This window comes from Brachybacterium hainanense (genome assembly GCF_042434575.1).
Lineage (GTDB): Bacteria > Actinomycetota > Actinomycetes > Actinomycetales > Dermabacteraceae > Brachybacterium > Brachybacterium hainanense.
Genome location: NZ_JBHLSV010000018.1, coordinates 22,065 through 44,405 on the forward strand (window position 1 = coordinate 22,065; position 22,341 = coordinate 44,405).

Annotated in this window: 19 protein-coding genes; 8 read left to right on the forward strand and 11 right to left on the reverse strand. The window is 73.2% G+C overall.

Annotated elements, in window-relative coordinates:
• Positions 1-2: 2 nt before the first annotated feature.
• From ACFFF6_RS13835 to ACFFF6_RS13870, 8 genes are all read right to left on the reverse strand, one after another.
• On the reverse strand, positions 3-1,109 hold the full coding sequence (locus ACFFF6_RS13835; RefSeq protein ID WP_376981698.1) for a DegT/DnrJ/EryC1/StrS family aminotransferase: 1,107 nt from the start codon (positions 1,107-1,109) through the stop codon (positions 3-5).
• Positions 1,109-1,798 (reverse strand): acyltransferase, encoded by a 690-nt coding sequence (locus ACFFF6_RS13840; RefSeq protein ID WP_376981700.1) that lies wholly within the window; start codon positions 1,796-1,798, stop codon positions 1,109-1,111. The genes ACFFF6_RS13835 and ACFFF6_RS13840 overlap by 1 nt, the downstream gene beginning before the upstream one ends.
• A gap of 42 nt (positions 1,799-1,840) precedes the next feature.
• Positions 1,841-2,359 carry a 5-(carboxyamino)imidazole ribonucleotide mutase gene (purE, locus tag ACFFF6_RS13845; protein WP_376981702.1) on the reverse strand — a complete coding sequence of 173 codons (519 nt, stop codon included), beginning with the start codon at positions 2,357-2,359 and terminating at the stop codon, positions 1,841-1,843.
• Positions 2,356-3,468, reverse strand: coding sequence for a 5-(carboxyamino)imidazole ribonucleotide synthase (locus ACFFF6_RS13850; protein WP_376981795.1), 1,113 nt, complete (start codon positions 3,466-3,468; stop codon positions 2,356-2,358). The genes purE and ACFFF6_RS13850 overlap by 4 nt, the downstream gene beginning before the upstream one ends.
• Positions 3,469-3,597: 129 nt before the next feature.
• Positions 3,598-5,064 (reverse strand): ATP-binding protein, encoded by a 1,467-nt coding sequence (locus ACFFF6_RS13855; RefSeq protein WP_376981704.1) that lies wholly within the window; start codon positions 5,062-5,064, stop codon positions 3,598-3,600.
• A gap of 3 nt (positions 5,065-5,067) precedes the next feature.
• Positions 5,068-5,763, reverse strand: coding sequence for a response regulator transcription factor (locus ACFFF6_RS13860; RefSeq protein WP_376981706.1), 696 nt, complete (start codon positions 5,761-5,763; stop codon positions 5,068-5,070).
• A gap of 54 nt (positions 5,764-5,817) precedes the next feature.
• Positions 5,818-6,960, reverse strand: coding sequence for an adenylate/guanylate cyclase domain-containing protein (locus tag ACFFF6_RS13865; RefSeq protein ID WP_376981708.1), 1,143 nt, complete (start codon positions 6,958-6,960; stop codon positions 5,818-5,820).
• Positions 6,957-7,976 (reverse strand): biotin--[acetyl-CoA-carboxylase] ligase, encoded by a 1,020-nt coding sequence (locus tag ACFFF6_RS13870; protein WP_376981710.1) that lies wholly within the window; start codon positions 7,974-7,976, stop codon positions 6,957-6,959. The genes ACFFF6_RS13865 and ACFFF6_RS13870 overlap by 4 nt, the downstream gene beginning before the upstream one ends.
• A gap of 123 nt (positions 7,977-8,099) precedes the next feature.
• On the opposite strand from ACFFF6_RS13870, the gene ACFFF6_RS13875 reads away from it, so the two are divergent.
• The 6 genes from ACFFF6_RS13875 (at position 8,100) to ACFFF6_RS13900 (ending at position 16,145) form a co-directional block, all read left to right on the forward strand.
• Positions 8,100-9,689, forward strand: coding sequence for an acyl-CoA carboxylase subunit beta (locus tag ACFFF6_RS13875; RefSeq protein ID WP_376981712.1), 1,590 nt, complete (start codon positions 8,100-8,102; stop codon positions 9,687-9,689).
• On the forward strand, positions 9,686-9,949 hold the full coding sequence (locus ACFFF6_RS13880) for an acyl-CoA carboxylase epsilon subunit (protein ID WP_376981714.1): 264 nt from the start codon (positions 9,686-9,688) through the stop codon (positions 9,947-9,949). Before ACFFF6_RS13875 ends, ACFFF6_RS13880 begins: the two co-directional genes overlap by 4 nt.
• A 311-nt stretch (positions 9,950-10,260) precedes the next feature.
• Entirely contained in the window at positions 10,261-11,895 is a 1,635-nt protein-coding gene (locus ACFFF6_RS13885; protein WP_376981715.1) for an ATP-binding cassette domain-containing protein, read from the forward strand.
• Between the two features lie 10 nt (positions 11,896-11,905).
• Entirely contained in the window at positions 11,906-13,591 is a 1,686-nt protein-coding gene (locus tag ACFFF6_RS13890; RefSeq protein ID WP_376981717.1) for a DUF885 domain-containing protein, read from the forward strand.
• Positions 13,592-13,605: 14 nt separating this feature from the next.
• Entirely contained in the window at positions 13,606-14,244 is a 639-nt protein-coding gene (locus ACFFF6_RS13895; RefSeq protein WP_376981719.1) for a Maf family protein, read from the forward strand.
• 125 nt (positions 14,245-14,369) lie between these two features.
• On the forward strand, positions 14,370-16,145 hold the full coding sequence (locus ACFFF6_RS13900; RefSeq protein WP_376981721.1) for an acetyl/propionyl/methylcrotonyl-CoA carboxylase subunit alpha: 1,776 nt from the start codon (positions 14,370-14,372) through the stop codon (positions 16,143-16,145).
• Between the two features lie 60 nt (positions 16,146-16,205).
• Here the strand turns inward: ACFFF6_RS13900 and ACFFF6_RS13905 are convergent, their stop codons facing one another.
• Complete coding sequence (locus ACFFF6_RS13905) at positions 16,206-17,654, reverse strand: NAD(P)H-quinone dehydrogenase (protein ID WP_376981723.1); 1,449 nt, start codon at positions 17,652-17,654, stop codon at positions 16,206-16,208.
• 47 nt (positions 17,655-17,701) lie between these two features.
• On the opposite strand from ACFFF6_RS13905, the gene ACFFF6_RS13910 reads away from it, so the two are divergent.
• Both ACFFF6_RS13910 and ACFFF6_RS13915 read left to right on the forward strand, forming a co-directional pair.
• Entirely contained in the window at positions 17,702-18,550 is an 849-nt protein-coding gene (locus ACFFF6_RS13910; RefSeq protein WP_376981725.1) for a purine-nucleoside phosphorylase, read from the forward strand.
• Positions 18,547-20,280 carry a phospho-sugar mutase gene (locus ACFFF6_RS13915; RefSeq protein ID WP_376981727.1) on the forward strand — a complete coding sequence of 578 codons (1,734 nt, stop codon included), beginning with the start codon at positions 18,547-18,549 and terminating at the stop codon, positions 20,278-20,280. The genes ACFFF6_RS13910 and ACFFF6_RS13915 overlap by 4 nt, the downstream gene beginning before the upstream one ends.
• Positions 20,281-20,311: 31 nt before the next feature.
• On the opposite strand, the gene ACFFF6_RS13920 is transcribed toward ACFFF6_RS13915, so the two are convergent.
• Both ACFFF6_RS13920 and deoC read right to left on the reverse strand, forming a co-directional pair.
• On the reverse strand, positions 20,312-21,424 hold the full coding sequence (locus tag ACFFF6_RS13920; protein WP_376981729.1) for a DUF2330 domain-containing protein: 1,113 nt from the start codon (positions 21,422-21,424) through the stop codon (positions 20,312-20,314).
• Positions 21,425-21,427: 3 nt separating this feature from the next.
• A complete protein-coding gene (gene deoC, locus ACFFF6_RS13925) occupies positions 21,428-22,108 on the reverse strand; it encodes a deoxyribose-phosphate aldolase (protein ID WP_376981731.1) in 681 nt (226 codons plus the stop codon).
• Positions 22,109-22,341: the final 233 nt, after the last annotated feature.

Below are 22,341 nucleotides of genomic sequence, written 5' to 3' on the forward strand. Positions count from 1 at the left end.
GCTCACGCCCCCGCCTTCGCGACGGTGTTCACGGCCGCGACGATGCGGTCGCGGTCCTCGTCGCTCACGCTCGGGTGGACGGGCAGGGAGAGCACCTCGCGGGCGAGGGTCTCGGTGACCGGCAGGTCCAGCTCGAGCCCGAAGGACGGAAGGCGGTGCACGGGCGTCGGGTAGTAGACCCCGCAGCCGACCTGGTGCTCCTCGCGCAGCGCGGTCGCGAAGGCGTCGCGCTCGGCGGCCGTGGCGCCCTCGACGCGGATCGTGTACTGGTGGTAGACGTGCGTGACCTGCGGCGCGACGACGGGGGTGCGGACGCCCTCGAGGTGCGCGTCGAAGTGGGCGGCCAGCTCCTGGCGGCGCGCGGTCCAGGCGGCGAGCTTGGTCAGCTGCACCCGGCCGATGGCGGCGTGGATGTCGGTCATGCGGTTGTTGAAGCCGGCGATCTCGTTCGCGTACTGCTTCTCCATGCCCTGGTTGCGCAGCAGACGCACCTGGCGGGCGATCTCGGGTCCTTCGCAGGAGACCATGCCGCCCTCGCCGCTGGTCATGTTCTTCGTCGGGTAGAGCGAGAACATGCCGAAGGCGCCGAAGGTGCCGACCTGGGCGCCGTCCCAGGTGGCGCCGTGGGCCTGCGCGGCGTCCTCGGCGATCCACAGCCCGTGGCGCACGGCGATGTCGACGAGGGCGCCCATCGGCGCCGGGTGCCCGTACAGGTGCACCGGCTGGATGCCGACGGTGCGCTCCGTGATCGCGGCCTCGACGGCCGCAGGGTCCAGGGTGAAGGTCTCCAGGTCCACGTCCACGAAGACGGGCGTCGCCCCGCACACGGCGACGGCGTTGGCGGTGGCGGCGAAGGTGAAGGAGGGGACGATGACCTCGTCCCCGGCCTTCAGCCCCAGGGCCAGCAGACCCAGGTGCTGGCCGGAGGTGCCGGAGTTGACGGCCACGCATTCGCGTCCGCCGGCCAGCTGCGCGCCGAACTCCGTCTCGAAGGCGGCGACCTCGGGGCCCTGGGCGACCATGCCGGAGGCGAGCACGCGGTCGACCGCGTCGCGCTCCTCCTGTCCGATGAGGGGCCGGGCGGCGGGGATCATGGCGGGGGTCGTCATCAGCGGGCTTCCTCGGGGTCGGGGGTGTCGGTGGGCTCGTCGGCGCCGGGGCTCGGCGCGACGATGGTGGCATGCTGGGCGAGGGCGAGGCCCCCGGTGGTCTCATCGGGCACGTACCAGTCCCCGGTGACCGGGCAGACCCAGGAGTCGGTGCCGTCGGAGGCGGGCTCGAGCGGCTCCCCGGCCCGGCCCACCCAGGCGATCCGCTTGGCGGGGACGCCCGCGACGAGCGCATGGGGCGGCACGTCCTTGGTGACGGTCGCTCCCGCGGCCACGAGGGCCCAGGCGCCGATGGTGACGGGGGCGATGCACACGGCGCGCGCCCCGATCGAGGCGCCCTGCTCGATGGTCACGCCCACCGGCTCCCAGTCGTGCGCTGACTTGGGGGTGAGGTCCGGGTTGACCGCGCGCGGGAAGTGGTCGTTGGTGAGCACGACCGCAGGGCCGATGAACACGCCCGGCCCGAGCTTCGCGGGCTCGTAGACGAGCGCGTAGTTCTGCACCTTGCAGCCGTCGCCCATCTGCACGCCGGTGCCGATGTAGGCGCCGCGGCCGATCACGCAGTCCGTGCCGATCTGCGCGTCCTCCCGGACCTGGGCCAGATGCCAGACGCTCGAGCCGGCGCCGATGCTCGCGGAGTCCGCGACGTCCGCGCTGTCCACCACGCGGTACGGGGGTGTGTCAGTCATGGGCACGACGATACCGCCCCGCGCCTGCAGATCGTCGCGAACTCACCGCTGCGCGCGCAGCGCCTCGCCCTTGGCCAGGGCGATGTCCCGCAGCTCGCCCTGGAATGCGGTCATCCTCTCGCGCAGCTGCGCGGCGTGCTCGTCGCCGCCCGCGGCGAGGATGCGCGCCGCGAGGAGACCGGCGTTGCGTGCCCCGCCGATGGACACGGTCGCGACCGGGACCCCGGCGGGCATCTGCACGATCGACAGCAGGGAGTCCATCCCGTCGAGATGCTTCAGCGGGACCGGCACCCCGATCACCGGGAGAGGGGTCAGGGAGGCGAGCATTCCGGGCAGGTGCGCGGCACCGCCGGCCCCGGCGATCACCACGCGCAGGCCGCGGTCCGCGGCCGAGCGCCCCCAGGCGACCATGTCCTCGGGCATGCGGTGGGCGGAGACGACCTCCACGCTCGCGGGGATGTCGAACTCGGCGAGGGCCTCCTCGGCGAGCTTCATCACGGGGTAGTCGGAGTCCGATCCCATGACGATGCCGACGAGCGGGGCCTGCGGTGCGGTGGTCATGCGATCTCCTCCGGGGCGGGGCTGTCGATGATGAGGCGCTCGACGCGGTGGGCTCGCGCGAGGAGCTCGTCGGCGCTCTCGCCGCCGGTGCCGACGAGCGTGACATGGCCGATCTTGCGGCCCGGGCGCACGCTCTTGCCGTAGACGTGGACCTTCGCTCCCGCATCGGCCGCGAGGGCCTCGCGCACACCGGCGGCGAGGTCCGCGCGCGAGCCGCCGAGCAGGTTCACCATCACGGTGACGGGGGCGAGCGGGGCGACCGGTCCCAGCGGGAGGTCCGCGACGGCGCGCAGGTGCTGCTCGAACTGGCCGGTGGCCGCGCCGTCCATGGACCAGTGGCCGGTGTTGTGCGGCCGCATGGCGAGCTCGTTGACGAGGACAGAGCCGTCGGCGGTCTCGAACAGCTCGACGGCGAGCATGCCGGTGACGTCGAGGTCCTCCGCGATCGCGAGGGCGAGCTGCTGGATGCGGGACTGGGCGTCCGCATCGAGATCGGGCGCGGGGGCCACCACCTCGTAGCAGACGCCGTCCTTCTGCACGGACTGCACCACGGGGTAGGCGACGGCCTCTCCCCCGGGTCGGCGCGCGACCTGGGCGGACAGCTCGCGACGGTAGTCCACGAGCTCCTCGACCAGCAGCTCCTCGAAGTCCGCGAACCAGTCCGCCGCCTCGTCCCCCGCGGTGACGATGCGGACGCCGTGGCCGTCGTAGCCGCCGCGCGGCGTCTTCACGACGGCACGGCCGCCGGCCGCGGCGATCGCGGCGTCGAGCGCGGAGACGTCGGCGGCGCGCCACCACCTCGGGCAGGGGTGGCCGCCCGTGCTGAGCCGCTCGCGCATGACGAGCTTGTCCTGGGCGTGCAGGAGCGCGCCCGGTCCGGGGCGGACGGCGGCGAGGTCCGCGTCGAGGATCCCCTCGAGGATCGGGGCGGGGACGTGCTCATGGTCGAAGGTGAGGACGTCGGTCTGCTCGGCGAGGCGGCGGACCGCCTGCGCGTCGTCGTGCCGACCGAGCTCCACGGCGGCGCCGACCTGGGCGGCGCTCTCGGCCGGGTCGGTCGCGAGGATCCGCAGCGGCAGGCCCAGCTCGATCGCCGGCCCGATCATCATGCGGGCCAGCTGGCCGGCGCCGATGACGCCGATCCGCGGCGGCCCGCCGGAGACGGCGGAGGAGGACGGGGCGGCGGATGCCGGGGGGATCGGGGAGCGGGAGCTCGAGGGTGACGTCACGCGACCATTCTAGGGGCGAGGCTCGCCCGGGTCCTCGCCGTCCGCGCCGGTGATGCGGCGCCGGCTGATGAACTCGCCGCCGGCCATGTCGGCCGGCCGGCGGTCGCCCAGGCGCGGGGACGCATGCGGGCGGCGGCGGCCCCGGCGGGAGACGACCCCGCCCTGCGGCAGGGTCCCCAGGGAGTCGTGCTCCGGCGCGTCGGACGCGTGGCCGGGGTCCTCGTCGCCGGGGGCGGAGATGAGGAACACGCCGAAGGTGGCCGGGCGCTCGGCGAGCAGCTCGAGGCGTCCGCCGTCGTCCTCGACGAGGGTGCGGGCGAGCGCGAGGCCCACGCCGGTGCCCTGCGAGCTGCGCCCGGAGACGGAGCGCTCGAAGACCCGCTTGCCGAGGGCGGGGTCGATGCCGGCGCCCTCGTCGGACACCTCGATGACGGTCGAGTGGTCGTTGCGGCGCACCTTGACGACGGTGCGCCCGCCGCCATGGGCGAGGGAGTTCTCCACGAGCGTCGCGACCACCTGGGTGAGCGGTCCGGAGGAGCCCCAGACGGCGGCGGATCGGGGCACCTGGATGCGCAGCTCGCGCCCCGCGGCCCGGAAGGCCGGGGACCACTCCTCGCTCTGCTGGGTGAGCAGGGTGCGCAGCTCGACGACCCCGGGGGTGCGGCGCTGCGAGGAGCGCGGGGCGTTGATGAGGTCGTGGACCACCTCGGTGAGGCGGTCGATCTGCTCGAGGGAGATCCGGGCCTCCTCCCGCACCCATTCCTCGGAGCTCGTCGCGAGGATCTCGTCCAGGCGCATGGACAGCGCGGTCAGGGGGGTGCGCAGCTGATGGGAGGCATCGGAGGCCAGGCGGCTCTCCGCCTCGAGACGCTCGGAGAGCTCGGCGCCGGAGCGGGCGAGCTCGTCGGCCACCGTGTCGATCTCCGCGATGCCGCTGGGCTCCCACTGGCTGCGGGCGCGGCCGCTGCCGAGCTCCTCGGCACGGCGGGTCAGCCGGGCCAGCGGTGCGCTCAGTCGCTGCGCCTGCCACAGGGCCACCGAGATGCCGATCGAGATCGCGGACAGGCCCGCGACCGCGATCATCACCCAGGTGCCGGCGGCCTGGGCCCGGATGTCGGAGGAGGGGATCATGACGGTCACCTGCTGTCCTCCGTTGCCCATGATGCCCTTGGTCAGGGGGCTCTCGTCCGCGGGCCGCTGCCCCGCGGTGACGGTGCCGCCGTCCTTGGAGACGGTGATGTACAGCGAGTACCGGGTCTCCTCGTCGACGAAGCCCTGCAGCAGCGCCGCATCGATCGAGTCGCCCTTGCTCAGCCGGTCGTCGGTCGCGGAGGTGACCTGGGTGAGGACGGAGGTGGCGTCGTTGTCGACCTGGATCCGCGTCACCTGCAGCCAGGACGTCGCGAGCGGGATGCCGAGCATCGCCACCGCCAGGAGCACGGTGATGATGGTGGCCTGGAGCACGCGCTGGCGCACGCGTCAGCTCCCGGTGCCGGTCTCGAACCGGAACCCGACCCCTCGCACCGTGGTGATCCGCAGAGGGTTGGTGGCGTCGTCGCCGAGCTTCCGGCGGAGCCACGAGATGTGCATGTCGAGGGTCTTGGTCGAGCCCCACCATTCCGCGCCCCAGACCTCGCGCATGAGGTCGTCGCGGGTGACGACGCTGCCGGCCTCGCGCACGAGCACCGTCAGCAGGTCGTACTCCTTCGCGGACAGGCTCAGCTCCTCGCCGTCGGCGTAGGCGCGGCGGGCGGCGACGTCGAGGGACACGCCGTTGACGTCGAAGGTGTCGCTGGACTCCTCGGCCGCCTGGGTGCGCCGCAGCAGGGCGCGGATGCGCGCCTGCAGCTCCCCCAGCCGGAAGGGCTTGGTGACGTAGTCGTCCGCCCCGGCGTCGAGCCCGACGACGGCGTCGACCTCGTCGGCGCGGGCGGTGAGGATCAGGATCGGCGACTCGAGGCCGCCCTTGCGCAGCCGCCGCGCGACCTCGAGGCCGTCGATGTCCGGCAGCCCGAGGTCCAGGATCACCACGTCGATGCCGTCCCCGGCGGCCGCGATCGCGAGGGCGTCCACGCCGCGGGAGGCCCGCGTGACGGTGTACCCCTCGCGGTCGAGGGCCCTCGAGAGCGGTTCTGCGATTGCCGAGTCATCCTCGACCAGGAGAAGTCGTGTCACGGTGTCCATGGTAGTTCCTGTTCTCCGGGGGTCCCGGGGCGCTGCTCGGTGACCTCAGAATTGCATGTTGAGCCGGGGGGAGGCTCCACGACGCAGCTCGACGGTGCGCACCGGACCGATCCCGTGGAGCTCGATCTCCTCGCGGTCCTCCATCGCGAAGCCGCCCGGGAGCGCCGCGTCGATGGCCGATGCGGTGGTGTGGTCGACCAGCACCCGACCGGGCGAGGCGACCGATTCGAGGCGGGCGGCGAGGTTGACGGTGGGGCCGAAGACGTCCCCGTACCGGGAGAACATCGACCCCCAGGCGAAGCCGACCCGCGCCGGCGGGAGCACGGCGTCCTCCCCGATGGTCTCGGCGAGGCTCACCGCGATCTGGGCGCCGTCCTCGGGCGTGTCGGCGAGGAACATGATCTCGTCGCCGACGGTCTTGACGACCCGCCCGCCGCCCACCGAGATGATGTCGCGGCACGTGACCTCGAAGCGGCTGACGACATCGGCGAGCTCGTCCCCCGCGAGCTGGCGCGACAGCTTCGTGAACTGGACGAGGTCCGCGAAGCCGACGGCGCGATGCAGCGGGAAGAGCTCATCGGTGCCGCCCGTGCCGGTCGTCTGCAGGATCTCGGAGCCGGCGCGCGCGGCATAGGCGGCCAGCTGACGACGGAAGGTGTACATGACCTGCGACTCGAGGGTCTCCAGCAGCTGCGGGAGCTGGTCGAGCATGCCCTGGCGGGCGGAGGCGTCGTCGAGGCCCTTCTCGATCTTCCCCTCCTCCACGATGGCCTCGGTGATCCACATGGCCAGGCGTCCCATGTGGAATCCCAGGCCCCGCGAGACGGTGGCGAAGGCGCGCTCGGAGATGATGCCGCTCTCGACCATCGCGGCGAGATCGCCGATCGCCTGCGCGTCCTCCTCCGTGAACACCGCCGTGTCGTCGTCGACGGAGGAGAAGCCCAGGGAGCGCCAGTACACGGAGGTCAGGCGCGGGTCGACGCCATGGTCGACCGCGAGGTCCTTGCGGCTGTGGGTGCGCGACCCCTGCAGCAGGGCGCGCTCTATCGCGCCGACGCTGCGCCGCACCGCGGCGTAGCGCCGGTTCAGGGTGCTCGCCTCCGCGTCCTCGGCGGGCCGCTCCGCGGGCGGCGTGCGGGACACGTCGGGGCCCAGTCGGTTCAGGCCCGGGTCGTGGTCTGTGCTCACCGATGCTCTCCTGCGCTGGTCTGGCCTGCCGTGCTCACGTCCGCGGCGGTCGGGCCCGTGATGGCCTTGCCCGCGGCGGTCCGGTCGTCCGTGTCGTGTCTCGTGCCGATGCCGGCGTGCAGGACGTCGCCTGCGTCGACGGCGGTCTCCGCGCCGCCCGGGGAGCGCACGACGAGGCGTCCGTCCGGGTCGATGCCGATGGCTGTCCCGTGCAGATCCGCGCCGCCTTCGGCCGGGGCCGCGCCGAGCGGCTGGATCCGCACGTCCCGCCCCAGTGTGACACAGCTCATACGATACGTCTCGTGCAGTCCGGCGGACATCGGATCGACGGCGGCCTCGAGCTGCCCCAGCCGGCGCAGCAGCGCCGTCACGAGCAGCTGCGCGAGCCGTGCGCCGCAGGCGCTCGCCTGCGCGGGCTCCACGGGCCCGCATCCCGCGGGGGCCAGCAGCCCGCCCGGCCCCAGCAGCCAGGCCGCGGCGGGCACCGCGGCCCTGTCCTCCGCAGCGGGTGCGGGGTCCTGCAGATTCGTGCCGATGCCGATGAGGACGGTATCGCGTCCCCGTCCCTCGACGAGGATGCCGCTCAGCTTCCGGTCTCGGCCCCCCGGTCGCGCCGGCGGCACGAGCACGTCGTTGGGCCACTTCAGGCCGAGGCCCGTCGCCTGCCGGAGCCCCGGCGAGAGCTCCTCGAGCGCATCCAGCACCGCCACGCCCGCGAGCAGCGGGATCCAGGTGCGCCGCGGCGGCGGCAGGACGGTGCGCACGGCGAGCGTCAGCGCGAGCCCGGTCCCCGCCGGAGCCGTCCACACGCGGCCCAGGCGGCCGCGGCCGCCGTGCTGGTCGAGGGTCGTCACCGCGAAGGGGAGCGTCTCGCCGCCCGCCGCGCGACGGGCCGCCTCGTCCTGGGTCGAGCTCGCCCGCGGGAGCCGATGGATCGGCGTCCCCGCGCCCCGGGGGCCGATCCGGGAGGGATCGCTGCGGGGGGTGACGGCGGCGGGCACGGAGGCATCGGACACGGGGGCGGCTCCTGGGCAGGGGGCGGGGTATCTCACGGGGCGGCGCGGGCTGCTCGCGGCCCTCGGTAACGTAGTATCCCTCCGAACTCTCAGCCAGCCGGGCAACCGGTCCAAGGAGGCCCCGTGACCGACACTCCGACGCCGCTCAGCACCGCGCAGCGACTCGAGGACCTGCGCGAACGCGAGCAGCGGGCAGTGACCGCCGCCGGGGAGGTCGCCGTCCGCAAGCAGCACGACCGCGGCAAGAAGACGGCCCGGGAGCGGATCGAGGACCTGCTGGACGAGGGGTCGTTCGTGGAGACGGACCGCTTCGTGCGGCACCAGTCCCACTCCTTCGGCATCGAGGCCAAGCGCCCTGAGGGAGACGGCATCGTCACCGGCTACGGCACGATCGACGGCCGCCAGGTCTGCGTGTACTCCCAGGACTTCACCGTCTTCGGCGGCTCTCTCGGCGAGGCGCACGGCCGCAAGATCCAGAAGATCCAGGATCTCGCCCTGTCGACCGGTGTCCCGATCATCGGCATCCTCGACGGCGGCGGTGCCCGCATCCAGGAGGGCGTGGCCTCGCTCGCCATGTTCGCGGGGATCATGCGCCGCAACACCCGCGCCTCCGGGGTCATCCCGCAGATCTCCCTGATCATGGGGCCCGCCGCGGGCGGGGCGGTCTACTCCCCCGCGCTGACGGACTTCATCGTGATGGTCGAGAAGACCTCCCACATGTTCATCACCGGACCCGACGTCATCCGCACCGTGACCGGCGAGGACGTCGGCTTCGAGGAGCTCGGCGGGGCCAGCACGCACTCGACGCGCTCCGGCGTCGCGCACTACATGGCACCCGACGAGTCCGAGGCCATCGAGTACGTCAAGGACCTGCTGTCCTATCTCCCGGCCAACACGCTCTCCAGCGCGCCCGCGTACCCGGTCGCCTACGACCTGGCGGAGAGTCCCGAGGACAGGGCGCTGGATGCCCTGATCCCTGATTCCCCGAACCAGCCCTATGACATGCAGACCGTGATCAGGGCGGTGCTGGACGAGGGCGAGTTCCTCGAGGTCCAGCCGCTGTTCGCGCAGAACGTGATCGTCGGGTTCGGGCGCGTGGAAGGACGCAGCGTCGGCATCATCGCGAACCAGCCGAGCCACTTCGCGGGCACGCTCGACATCGACGCCTCGGAGAAGGCCGCCCGCTTCGTGCGGGTCTGCGACACGAACAACATCCCGGTCCTGACCTTCGTGGACACGCCCGGGTTCCTGCCCGGCATCGACCAGGAGTACAGCGGGATCATCCGCCGCGGCGCGAAGCTGCTGTACGCCTACGCGGAGGCCACGGTCCCGCTGATCACCGTGATCACGCGCAAGGCCTATGGCGGCGCGTACATCGTGATGGGGTCCAAGGACCTCGGGGCCGATGTGAACCTCGCCTGGCCCACCGCCCAGATCGCCGTGATGGGCGCGCAGGGCGCGGTGAACATCCTGCATCGACAGACGCTGCGGTCCGTGCAGTCCGCGGGCGGCGACGTCGCAGCCGAGCGCGCACGGCTGCAGGGCGAGTACGAGGAGCAGTTCGCGACCCCGTATCTCGCGGCGGAGCGCGGCTGGATCGACGGCGTCATCCAGCCCGCCGAGACCCGGGGGCAGATCGCACGGGCGCTGCGCGCTCTGCGCACCAAGCGCGAGTCGCTGCCCACCAAGAAGCACGGGAACATCCCGCTGTGAGCGAGACACCCGGCGCGGGGCCGATCGGCTCGGACGTCCGCCTCGTCTCGGGGCGGCTCTCCGACACCGAGCTCGCAGCGATCGCGGTCGTCGTCTCCGCCATGAGCGTGACCAGCCGCATCGAGGCGCAGGAGCGCGCGCTCGCTGCCCGCTACGCCGGATCGGGCGACGGGTGGACCGATCCGATCCACCGCATCCCGAGCGCACATGCGCTGCGCGGGCAGCCCTCCGACGGCGCCTGGCTGTTCTCCGGCCGCTGAGCCGTGTTGCGCGGACCCCCGGTCCGTGATGTGCTGTCCCCGGAGACGTCGTCCTCCAGCGCGATCTGCCCCTGCCTCCTGAGCGGAAGACATGCACTTTGCGCGTCGGCACGCCGAGCTCCCATCCGCATCAGGATGGTGCTCCGCGTGCCTGCGCCCATGGTCTTCGAGCACAGGAACCCTTGATGTCACGCACCCCGCAGAACGCCCGGTCCCTCCGACGCACCGCGAGGACAGCCCTATCCGACGCTTGGTGTGCGGGTCGGCGGTGGCTCATCACGATCATCACCTTCCAAGCAGTCCTCGCCCTTTTGCCGGCGCTGCAGGTGGTCCTCGTCGAGCGCACCCTCGCCTCCTTGTCACCCGCGTCCCCCGCCGCGCCCCAGTCCTGGGTATCGGTGCTGCTGCTCGCCGCCGTCATCGGGGTCGCATTCCCGCTCGGTCAGTGCGCCACCGCCGCGAACCAGCGGCTCGCGCTGCGCATGCGTTCTCAGTACCAGGCTTCAGCACTCGACTACATCGCCTCGGCAGGTCCCGAGGCGATCGCCAGGCCTGAAGTCGTCCAGAGAGCTCAGACCGCGCACGAAGCGGCCTCGACCGTGGAGACCGTCCCCGGTGACGTCGTCCGGCTCTTCGGCATGATCGGCACAGCCCTCGCGCTGAGCCTGGCCCTGTCCGCGCGTGCTCCCCTCACCGCGCTTCTGATCCTCGCCGCGCTGGTTCCGACCGTCTGGGTCTTCACTCGGATCGCCCGTGCCGAACGGGCAGGATGGCCGCTCATCGGCGCCTCGACCCGCCGCGCCCAGTATGCGTCCGAGCAGCTCCTCCAGCAGCGGACCGGGACCGAGCTGGCGGCGCTGGGCACATCGGGTGCAGTGGCCGCCCTCGCCATGCGACGACGACAGGAGTCCGTCGCGATCCTGGACCGGCTGATCGCGACGGCAATGCGCTGGGAGCTCGTCTCAGGCGTGCTCACCGCGGGCCTGCTCGCATCGGCCCTGCTGGTGCTCTTCCACGAAGTCCCGGAGCCCGCCATCGCCGCAGCCGCGCTCGCCGGTGCCATCTCGGGTCTGCATGCCACCCGGAACGTGGGATACGCCGCCGGCGGCATCGTGACCGCGGCATCGAGGATGGCCGAGATCGATGCCTGCAGGGTCTCGCACGAGCATCGCGGGCACGCGGAAGTGGTGGAGCACGCGCAGACGCTCGAGGCCCGCGGCATCAGCATCCGCTATCCGGGATCGTCCGCCCCGGCCGTGCACGAGGTGGGAATCCACGCCCGGCGCGGAGAGATGATCGCCGTCGTCGGGCCGAACGGCGCAGGCAAGACCTCGCTCGTCCACGCGCTCATCGGTGCAGTGGAGGCGGAGGGACTGGTGCTCGTCGACGGCGTGGATCTGTCTGCCCAGCCCATCCGCGGGAGGTTGGACCGCTTCGGTCTGCTCACGCAGGAGTTCGGCCGGTATGAGTTCACCGTCCGGGAGTCCGTTGCGCTGGGACGGCCCGGCGAGGTCACGGACGAGGAGATCTGGCAGGCCCTCGTCGCCGCCCGCGCGGACCGCATCGTCGCCCAGCTTCCCGGTCAGCTCGATGCGCAGCTGGGACAGCAGTGGCACGGCAGCGGTCTCTCAGGAGGTCAGTGGCAGCGGCTCGCGCTGGCGCGGATCCATCTGCGCAGGGCCGGCATCTGGGTGCTCGACGAACCGACGTCGGCGATCGACGCCGAGACGGAGGAGGAGATCTTCGAGGATCTGCGGGCCACCGGTGCGGAGCGGATCACGATCGTGATCTCCCACCGGGCATGGACCCTGCGGAGCATGGACCGGATCTACGTGATGGACCGCGGACACGTCGTCCAGGTCGGGACCTACGAGGAGCTTGCGGCCCGACCCGGTCGATTCGCGGAGATGTTCCAGAGCCAGGGGATCGGCCCAGAGGCCCACTAGACTCGCCCCCATGGCCGATTCTGCTCCGCGCACCCCGAGCGCGCTCGACGCCCTCGCCGATGCCTACGTCGACGACGTGGCCCGTCTGGACCCCTTCGCCGCGACGTCGCTGGGCATCAGCGGGTACGACGCCCAGGTCACCGACTACTCCCCCGCCGCGAACGCGGAGCGCACGCAGCTCGCGCGCACGCTCCTCGCACGGATAGCGGAGGTGCCCGATGCCGATGCGACCGACGCGACCACGCGGGCGGCGCTCCGCGAGCGGCTCGGCCTCGAGATCGAGCTCGCCGAGCGCCGCCTGGACGCCTCGGCCGTGAACAACCTCGCCTCGACCCTGCAGCTGCGCGACGTCTTCGACCAGATGCCGACGGAGACCGCGGAGGACTGGGAGATCATCTCCGAACGCCTCGCCGGCGTCCCCCGCTCCCTCGCCTCCTGGGCCGAGTCCCTGCGCGAGGCCGCTGCGCACGGCGTGATCGCCGCCCGGCGGCAGCTCGTCCTGGGCGCCGAGCAGGCTCGTGGCTATGCGGCGGACGGCGGCTTCTTCGACACCTTCGCCGCCGGCGCGGTCGGCACCGAGGCACAGCGGGGACGCGCCTCCGAGGCCGCCGATGCCGCCGCCCGGGGCTACCGGGAGATCGCCGAGGTCCTGGAGACGCTCGTCCCGCAGGCCCCGGAGGCCGACGCGGTCGGCCGGGACGCGTACGCCCTGCAGTCCCGCGTCTTCCTCGGCACCGAGATCGACCTCGAGGAGACCTACGCCTGGGGCATCGAGGAGCTGACGCGGCTCGTCGCGGAGCAGGAACAGGTCGCCGCGCGCATCAACGACCGTGCCGGCAACGGCGCCGGCACCTCCGTCGCGGCCGCCCGTGAGGCCCTGAACCAGGATCCGTCCCGGACCCTCCACGGCACGCAGGCGCTGCGGGAGTGGATGCAGGAGCTGTCGGACACAGCGCTCGCCGAGCTCGCCGGAACCCATTTCGACATCCCCGAGCCGCTGCGCCGCCTCGAATGCATGATCGCGACGACCGGCTCCGGCGGGATCTACTACACCGGCCCCAGCGAGGATCTCAGCCGCCCCGGCCGCATGTGGTGGGACGTGCCCGCCGGCACCACGGAGTTCCGCACCTGGGCGGAGACAACCACCGTCTACCACGAAGGAGTGCCCGGGCACCATCTGCAGGTCGGCACGCAGGTCATGCAGGCCGCGACCCTGAACCGCTGGCGCGGCCTGCTGTGCTGGGTCTCCGGTCACGGCGAGGGCTGGGCGCTGTACGCGGAGCGCCTCATGGAGCAGCTGGGCTATCTCGACGACGACGGCGATCGGATGGGCATGCTCGAGGCCCAGCGGATGCGCGCCGGGCGCGTCGTCCTGGACATCGGCCTGCACCTCGGGCTGCCGATGCCCACGGGCCTCGCCGCCGCCGACGGCAGCGCCTGGACCTACGAGTCGGCCTGGGACTTCATGAGCGCCCACTGGGGCATCGACGAGGCGCAGCAGCGCTTCGAGCTGCACCGCTACCTCGGCTGGCCGGGGCAGGCTCCGTCCTACAAGGTGGGCCAGCGCGAGTGGGAGACCCTGCGGGCGGACCTCGTCGGCGACGGGGATCCGCGCGCCTTCCACCGCCGTGCCCTGGAGCTCGGCAGCCTGCCCCTGTCGGTGCTGCGCTCCGCACTGACCCCCGATTCCCTCTGATCCGGATGGAGACCATGGACGACGCCCTTCCCCTCCTGCTGCTCGGCTCCGCCTCCCCGGGGCGCGCCGCCACCCTCGAGCGCGCCGGCATCGAGTTCGACGTGCTGGCCGCCGACCTCGACGAGGAGGCGATCCTCGCCGCCGCTGGAGAGCTCTCCCCCCAGGAGCAGGTGCTGCTGCTGGCGCGGGAGAAGGCCTCCGCCGTGACCGCCGCGAGCGAGGGCGGCTACGTGGTCCTGGGCTGCGACTCGATGCTCGAGATCGACGGCGAGGTGGTCGGCAAGCCGCATACGGCAGAGGCGGCGACGGCCCGCTGGCGCGCGATGCGCGGCCGCACCGGCGTCCTGCACACGGGGCACTGGATCCTCGACGACCGCGACCCCGAGGACGAGGGCACCGGGGCGACCTTCGGGGCGACCGCGAGCTGCGAGATCAGCTTCGCGCAGCTGACCGACGAGGAGATCGCCGCGTACGTCGCGAGCGAGGAGCCCCTCGAGGTCGCGGGCAGCTTCACGATCGACGGACTGGGCGGTCCCTTCATCGACTCCGTGACCGGTGACCCGCACGCCGTGGTGGGCCTGTCGCTGCCGCTGCTGCGGCGGCTGCTCGCGGAGATCGGCATCGGCGTGCACGAGCTCTGGCGCGACGCCTGAGATCCCGCTCTCCCCCAGATCCGCGCTGTGACCCTTCCCGCCCGACCGCTCGGCGGGAGCCCGCCCGTCCCCGACCTGCCCCGTACTAGACTCGGGGTTCTGTCGACATCCGGAAGGACCGCTTGATGGCCTCTCGTCCTCACCCCCACCGCCCGTTCAGCTCGGTGCTCATCGCCAACCGCGGAGAGATCGCCGTGCGCATCGCCCGGGCGTGCAAGGACGCCGGTCTGCGGTCGATCGCCGTGTATGCGGACCCCGACCGCAGCGCGCTGCACACCACGATCGCGGACGAGGCCTGGGCGCTGGGCGGCACGACCGCCGCGAACTCGTACCTCGTGGTCGACAAGATCCTCGACATCGCCCAGCGCTCCGGCGCGGAGGCGATCCACCCCGGCTACGGCTTCCTGTCCGAGAACGCAGACTTCGCCCAGGCCGTGATCGACGCGGGTCTCGTGTGGATCGGCCCGCCGCCCGCGGCGATCGAGAAGCTGGGCGACAAGGTCTCCGCCCGCCACATCGCCCAGAAGGCCGGCGCCCCGCTCGTCGCGGGCACGAAGGACCCGGTCTCCGGCAGCGACGAGGTCGTCGCCTTCGCCCGCGAGCACGGCCTCCCGATCGCGATCAAGGCGGCGTTCGGCGGCGGCGGCCGCGGGCTCAAGGTCGCCCGCGCCGAGTCCGAGGTCCGCGAGCTGTTCGACTCCGCCGTGCGCGAGGCGGTCTCCGCCTTCGGCCGCGGCGAGTGCTTCGTCGAGCGCTACCTCGACTCCCCCCGTCACGTCGAGACGCAGTGCCTCGCGGATTCCCACGGCAACGTGCAGGTCGTCTCCACCCGCGACTGCTCCCTGCAGCGTCGTCACCAGAAGCTGGTCGAGGAGGCGCCCGCGCCCTTCCTCACCGCTCAGCAGAACGCGCAGCTGGTCTCGTCCTCGAAGGCCATCCTCAAGGAGGCCGGCTACATCGGCGCCGGCACCTGCGAGTTCCTCGTCGGGCTGGACGGCACCATCTCGTTCCTCGAGGTCAACACGCGTCTGCAGGTCGAGCATCCGGTGACCGAGGAGGTCGCCGGCGTGGATCTGGTGCGTGAGCAGTTCCGCATCGCCGCCGGCGAGGAGATCTCCCCGGTGGACCCGTCCGTGCGCGGCCACTCCTTCGAGTTCCGCATCAACGGGGAGGACGCCGGCCGCGGGTTCCTCCCCGCCCCCGGCCCCGTGCAGCGCTTCGAGGCGCCGACCGGCCCGGGCGTGCGCGTGGACTCCGGGGTCCGTTCCGGGGACGAGGTCTCCGGCGCCTTCGACTCGATGCTCGCCAAGCTCGTCGTCACCGGTGCGACTCGTCAGGAGGCCCTCGAGCGCTCCCGGCGGGCGCTCGCCGAGTTCCGGATCGAGGGTCTTCCCACGGTGCTGCCGTTCCATCGGCTCGTCGTCGAGGACCCGGCCTTCGCCCCCGCGGATCCGGAGGAGCCCTTCCGCGTCCACACCCGCTGGATCGAGACCGAGTTCGCCGGTGAGATCGCCCCCGGCTCGCTGCCGGTGCCGGGCCAGGAGCCCGAGGGCCGCGAGGCGGTCGTCGTCGAGGTGGACGGCCGCCGTGTCGAGGTCAGCCTCCCCGCCTCCCTACGTGCTCCTGCCGCCCCGGTCGTGCAGCGTCGCAAGCGCGCCCACCGCGAGGCCTCGGCCAGCGCAGGCGGCACGAGCGTCGCCTCGCCAATGCAGGGCACGATCGTCAAGATCATGGTCGAGGAGGGGCAGAGCGTCGCCGACGGCGATCTCCTGCTGGTCCTCGAGGCGATGAAGATGGAGCAGCCGATCACGGCGCACCGCTCCGGCGTCGTCACGGGTCTGAGCGCGGAGGTCGGCGCGACCGTCTCCGCCGGCGCCGTGCTCTGCTCGATCGAGGACTGACATCCCGGCCCCGGGGCACCGCGCCGTGCCCGGAGGGCCGCAGCGGGGGCGACGGCGAGGTCAGTCGAACAGCGCCATCGAGGCCTGGCGCGCGGCCTCGGCGAGGGAGCCGCTGAGGGACGGATAGACGGTCGAGACGCCCGCCAGCTGCTCCGCGGAGAGCCGATGCTCCACGGCGAGCGCGATCGGATGGATCAGCTCGCTCGCCCGCGGGGCGACGACCACGCCGCCGAGGACCGTGAGGGTCCCCGGATGCACGATCAACTTCACGAAGCCCTCCCGGACGCCCTGCATCTTGGCGCGCGCGTTCGTGGCGAGCGGGAAGGTCCGCACCTCGCCCGCGACGCGGCCGGCGACCACGTCCTCCTCGCTCGCCCCCACCACGGCGATCTCGGGACTCGTGAACACCGCCGAGGCCACGTGCCCGGTGAGCAGCGGCGCGACCGCCTCGCCGAGGGCATGGTGCATGGCGGTACGCCCCTGGACCGCGGCGACGGAGGCGAGGGGGAGCACGCCCGTGCAGTCCCCGGCCGCGTAGATGCCGCGGACGGAGGTCCGCGAGACCCGGTCCGTCTCGATGTGGCCGCTCGGCCGCAGCCGCACCCCTGCCGCCTCGAGCCCCAGCCCCTGCGTGGACGGGACCGCTCCGACCGCGATCAGCACATGGCTGCCCCGCAGCTCTTCGCCGTGCTCGAGGGTGACCACGACGCCCTCCCCCTCGCGCCGGGCCGCGGACGCCCGGGACCGGGAGCGCACAGCGATACCGCGTCGGCGGAAGGCGCTGCCCAGCACCGCCGCGGCGTCCCCGTCCGTGCCCGGCAGGACCTGGTCCCGGGAGGAGACGAGGGTGACCTCGCTCCCGAGCGCGCGGTAGCCGCTCGCGAACTCCGCACCGGTCACCCCCGAGCCCACCACGATGAGGTGCGAGGGCAGCTCCTGCAGGTCGTACAGCTGGGTCCAGGTGAGGATCCGCTCCCCGTCGGGCCGGGCCTCCGGCAGGATGCGGGGCGTCGCGCCCAGGGCCAGCAGGATCGCATCGGCCTCGAGCTCCTCGCCCGCGGCCGAGACCCGGCCGGGCCCGATCAGGCGTCCGCGGCCGCAAAGGATCCGCACGCCCGCCTCCTCGAGACCGGCGCGCACGTCGAGGGACTGGGCCTGCGCGAGCCGTCGCAGGCGGGCGTTGACCGCGGCGAGGTCGACGGTGAGCGCCCCGGTGGCGGGGCTTCCGGCGGTGTCGGCGTCGCGGATGCCGAGGGTCCCGGAGCCGCTGACGAGGTCGAGCACGTCGGCGGTCGCGATGAGCGTCTTGGAGGGGACCACGTCGGTGAGGACGGCCGCCCCGCCCAGCCCGGAATCGGTCACGAGGGTCACCTCGGCGCCGAGGCGAGCCGCCGTGAGGGCCGCCTCGTACCCGCCGGGCCCGCCGCCGATCACCACGATGCGGGGGCGGTCCGCGGAGCGCGGGAGGCGGTCGGAGGCGGCAGGGATCGCGAGGCTCGAGGGGGTCACCGTGCCATTGTGTCCCAGGTGGTGCGCGCCTGCGCTAGGTTCTGATCATGAACCCTGTGGACACCGACCCGTACCAGCTCGCCCGGGACGCCGCGGCCGCGATCAGCGGCGCGAGCGGCCAGGACCGCCATGACATCGCCCTCGTGCTCGGCTCCGGCTGGGGCGGGGCCGCGGATCTGCTCGGCGAGACCGTCTGGAGCGCTCCTGCCGAGGAGATCCCGGGCTTCCACGCCCCGGCGGTCGCGGGCCACGTCGGCACGCTCCGCTCGATCCTCGTCGAGGGGACCGGCACGCGCGTGCTCGTGCTGGGTGCCCGCACCCATTACTACGAGGGCCGCGGCGTGCAGGCGGTCGTGCACGGCGTGCGCACCGCGGCCGCCGCCGGCTGCCGAACGATCGTGCTGACCAACGGATGCGGCGGCATCGACCCCGCGTGGGGTCCCGGCCAGCCCGTCCTCATCTCCGACCAGATCAACTTCACCGGGGACACGCCGCTGACGGGGGCGACCTTCGTCGACCTCACGGACGTGTACACCCCGCGCCTGCGCGAGATCGCGCGGGAGGTCGACGGCTCGCTCCCGGAGGGCGTGTACATGCAGTTCCGCGGCCCGAGCTACGAGACGCCGGCGGAGGTCCGGATGGCGCGCACGATCGGCGCGAGCCTCGTGGGCATGTCCACGGCCCTGGAGGCGATCGCGGCCCGCGAGGCGGGGATGGACGTGCTGGGCATCTCGCTGGTCACCAATCTCGCCGCCGGCATCAGCCCGGAGCCGCTGTCCCATCAGGAGGTCCTCGAGGCGGGGCAGGCGGCGGCGCCGCGCATCTCCGCCCTCCTCGCGGAGGTGGTGCGCCGCATCGGCGCGCAGCCCGATGCGGGAACGGGACCGGCCTCATGAGCGTCCTCGCCCCCGAGCTCGCGCAGCGGGCCCGGGACTGGGCCGCCGATGATCCCGACCCCGCGACCCGGGCCGCGCTCGAGGAGCTCGTAGGGCGCGCGGAGGACGGCGACCACGCGGCCGCCGAGGAGCTCGCCGACGCCTTTCGGGGCCCGCTCGTCTTCGGCACGGCGGGACTGCGCGGGGCCATGGGGCCGGGCGAGCACCGGATGAACCTCGCCGTCGTCTCCCGGGCCGCGCGCGGTATCGCCGATCACCTGCGTGCCGAGCTTCCGACGGCCGAGGGGGCCGACGCCCCGCTCGTGGTGATCGGGCACGATGCGCGCCATGGCTCGCGCGCCTTCGCGGAGCGCTCGGCCGCGATCATCACCGCGGCAGGCTGCCGCGTGCGGCTCCTGGACCGCGCCGGTCCCACCCCGGTGATCGCGTTCGCGGTGCGGGCGCTCGGCGCCGATGCGGGGATCGTGGTGACCGCCTCGCACAACCCTGCGGCCGACAACGGCTACAAGGTCTACCTGGGCGGGCGCCTCACGGATCCGGCAGGCCGGGGCGTGCAGATCGTGCCGCCTGCGGACGAGCAGATCGCCGCCCGGATCGGCGAGGTCGGCCCGGTGCGGGACATCCCGGTCGCGGACTCGGGCTGGAGCACGATGGGCGATGCGCTGCGCGAGCAGTATCTCGCGGCGATCACCGCGCTCCCCCGCCCGGACTCTCCGCGGGAGGTGCGGATCGTGCACACGGCGATGCACGGCGTCGGCACCGAGCTGGCGATCGCCGCACTGCACCGCTGCGGCTTCACCGATGTGCACCCGGTCGCGAAGCAGGCTGATCCGGACCCCGACTTCCCGACCGTCGCCTTCCCGAACCCGGAGGAGCCCGGGGCGATCGATCTCGCGCTCGAGCAGGCGCGCGTCGTCGAGGCCGATGTGGTGATCGCGAACGATCCCGATGCGGACCGCTGCGCGGTCGCCGTGCACGATCCGCATCAGGACTGCTGGCGGATGCTCACGGGCGATGAGCTGGGTGTGCTGCTGGGGGCGCACCTGATCCGCCGTCACGGACGTCACGGGGTGTTCGCCAGCTCGATCGTCTCCAGCCGCTGGCTCGGCGAAGTCGCCCGGGGGACGGGGCAGCGGAGCGCGAGGACGCTGACCGGCTTCAAGTGGATCGCCCGTGCACCCGGCATCGTCTTCGGCTACGAGGAGGCGATCGGGTACTGCCTCCTGCCGGAGGTCGTCCGGGACAAGGACGGTCTCTCGACCGCCCTCGTCGTCGCGGAGATGGCGGCGCTCGCGAAGGCTGAGGGCACCTCCCTGGTGGGTCTGCTCGACGACCTCGCTCGGGAGCACGGCCTCTTCGTGACCGGCCAGCTGGCGATCCGGGTCGAGGACCTCTCGCGCATCGACGCGATGATGCGGCGGCTGCGGGAGCGCCCGCCGCAGGAGCTGGGCGGCACGGCCGTCACGGCGATGCAGGACCTGGCACAGGGCTCCGTGGCCCGGACGGGGCTGCCGCCCACGGAGGGCGTGCTGCTCGAGACGCGGGACGACGCCCGCGTGATCGTGCGCCCCTCCGGCACCGAGCCGAAGCTCAAGTGCTACCTCGAGGTGCGCGAGCAGGTCGAGCCCGGGGCGGGCGAGGCGGACCTGCGGGTGCACCGCGAGCGTGCACAGGACCGGCTGGAGCGTCTGCGCGAGGAGATGGAGGCCGTGCTCGCCCTCCCGTCCTGAGCCTGCCCAGCGCCGCGTCCGGCGCCCCGCCTCAGCGACGCCGGGCGCGGACGGCCGCGGCCGTGGCCCCGACGCCGTACAGGGTCAGCACGACCAGCAGCCCCCCGGCGACCACGAGCAGCCATCCCGCGGGGATGCCCGCGACCTCGACCGGCACGGTGACCGTCCGCGTCGGCACGACCCAGGGGTCCTCCGAGTCGGTCGCGAAGGTCATGTCGCTCGTGAAGCTGCTCGGCTCCCCGCTGATCCGGAACTCGGTGACCATCGCGCCGCCCGGCCTGCCCTCGGCATCCGCGGTGAGCTCGCGCAGCGTGTCATCGGACCAGGTCCAGTCCAGGTGCGCGGGGTTCGCGATCCACGGCCGCTCGACGCTCTGCTGCGCGGCGGACCCGTCGCTGCGGCGCACCGGCTCCTCCCCCAGGACGAACAGGTGGACCTGCTGCTCCTGCGAGGCGGCTTGCGACAGGCGCATCGGGTAGACCAGCTCGGTCGCAGGGAAGTCGAAGCGCAGCGGCGAGACGTCCGCGGAGACGTCGACGTCCTCGGCGTAGCGCACCGCGGTGAAGGTCCAGCCGTCCTCCGCGTACGCCGGCAGCAGGGCCAGGACGCTCTCCTCGAGCACGTAGCCGTTCTGCGCGAGCCATCCGGAGACCGCCTCCGCGGTGCCGTCGAGGACGACGACCTCGAAGGCTCCCAGCCGCTGCTGGCTGTGGATCCGCGCCGCGCCCGTCGGGGCCGCGGCGCCCGGGGCGCCGCCTCCGTCGGCGGAGCCCGCGAGCCAGAACGGCGTCCCCCACCAGTCCAGCTCCTGCTCCTGGCGCGGAGCGGTCGCGACGGCGAGCTCCCGCAGGGTGGAGGGATCGCCCTCGGCGACCGTCGGCACGGAGGGCGTCGGCATGATCAGGGTCGCCCCTCGGGCCTCCGCGTCGAGCTCGAGGCTGAGGATGATCGTCTCGGTGCCGTCCCGCAAGGACAGCACCGCCGTCTCCTCCTGCACGGACGCGTCGCTGCGGTCCCCCTCGGGATCGGCCATCGCCCCGCAGGCGCAGGCACCCGCCGGAGCTGCCGACATGCCCAGCAGCGCTCCGAGCACGAGGAGCAGCGCGAGGAGCCCGTGCCCGGTGCGACGGCGGATCGCCTCCATGGCTCAGTACCCGTCCTGGCCCGGGCCCGCGGACGGCGCGGCGTCGAGGATGGCCCGGGAGCTGGACAGGCCCAGCCGGGATGCGCCCGCGGCGACCATCGCCTCTGCCGCCTCCCGGGTGCGGATCCCGCCGGAGGCCTTCACTCCGAGACGGTCCCCGACCGTCGCGCGCATGAGGGCGACCGCATGGGCGCTCGCGCCGCCTGCCGGGTGGAAGCCCGTCGACGTCTTCACGAAGTCCGCGCCCGCGGCCTCCGCGGCCCGGCAGGCGCCCACGATCTGCTCATCGGACAGGGCGGCGGACTCGATGATGACCTTGAGCACCACGGGGGCGGGGGCGGCCGCACGGACCGCGGCGATGTCCGCGCGCACCGCCTCGTAGTCCCCGTCGCGGGCGCGGCCCACATCGATGACCATGTCGACCTCCTCGGCGCCCGCGGCGACGGCGCCCGCGGCCTCCGCGGCCTTGATCGCGCTGGTGTGCTTGCCGGAGGGGAAGCCGCAGACGGTCGCGACCGTCACGGTGGTCTCCACCGGCAGCATCGACGGGGAGACGCAGATCGACCAGGTGCCCAGCTCCTCCGCCTCGCGGGCGAGGGCCTCGACGTCGGCGCGGGTCGCCTCGGGCTTGAGGAGGGTGTGGTCGATCATCGGGGCGAGCGGGGAGCGGTCCGGGGTGGTCATGTCCCGCATCCTCGCACGCGGCCCGGGCCCGCGGGCCCCGCAGCCGCGCCGCCTCCTCTCTCTGATAGGTTTCCGTGACCTTGAGCGGCGCGGCGGGACCTCCGGGATGACGGTGGACGCCCGGGTCCCCTGGATCGTCGGCAGGGACCCGGCCGCCGCCTCCTGCCTGATCAGCGCGGGGCTCGCGCGGTCCACGACGATCCTCGCGACCATCCCCGGCCGCAGAACGGGGA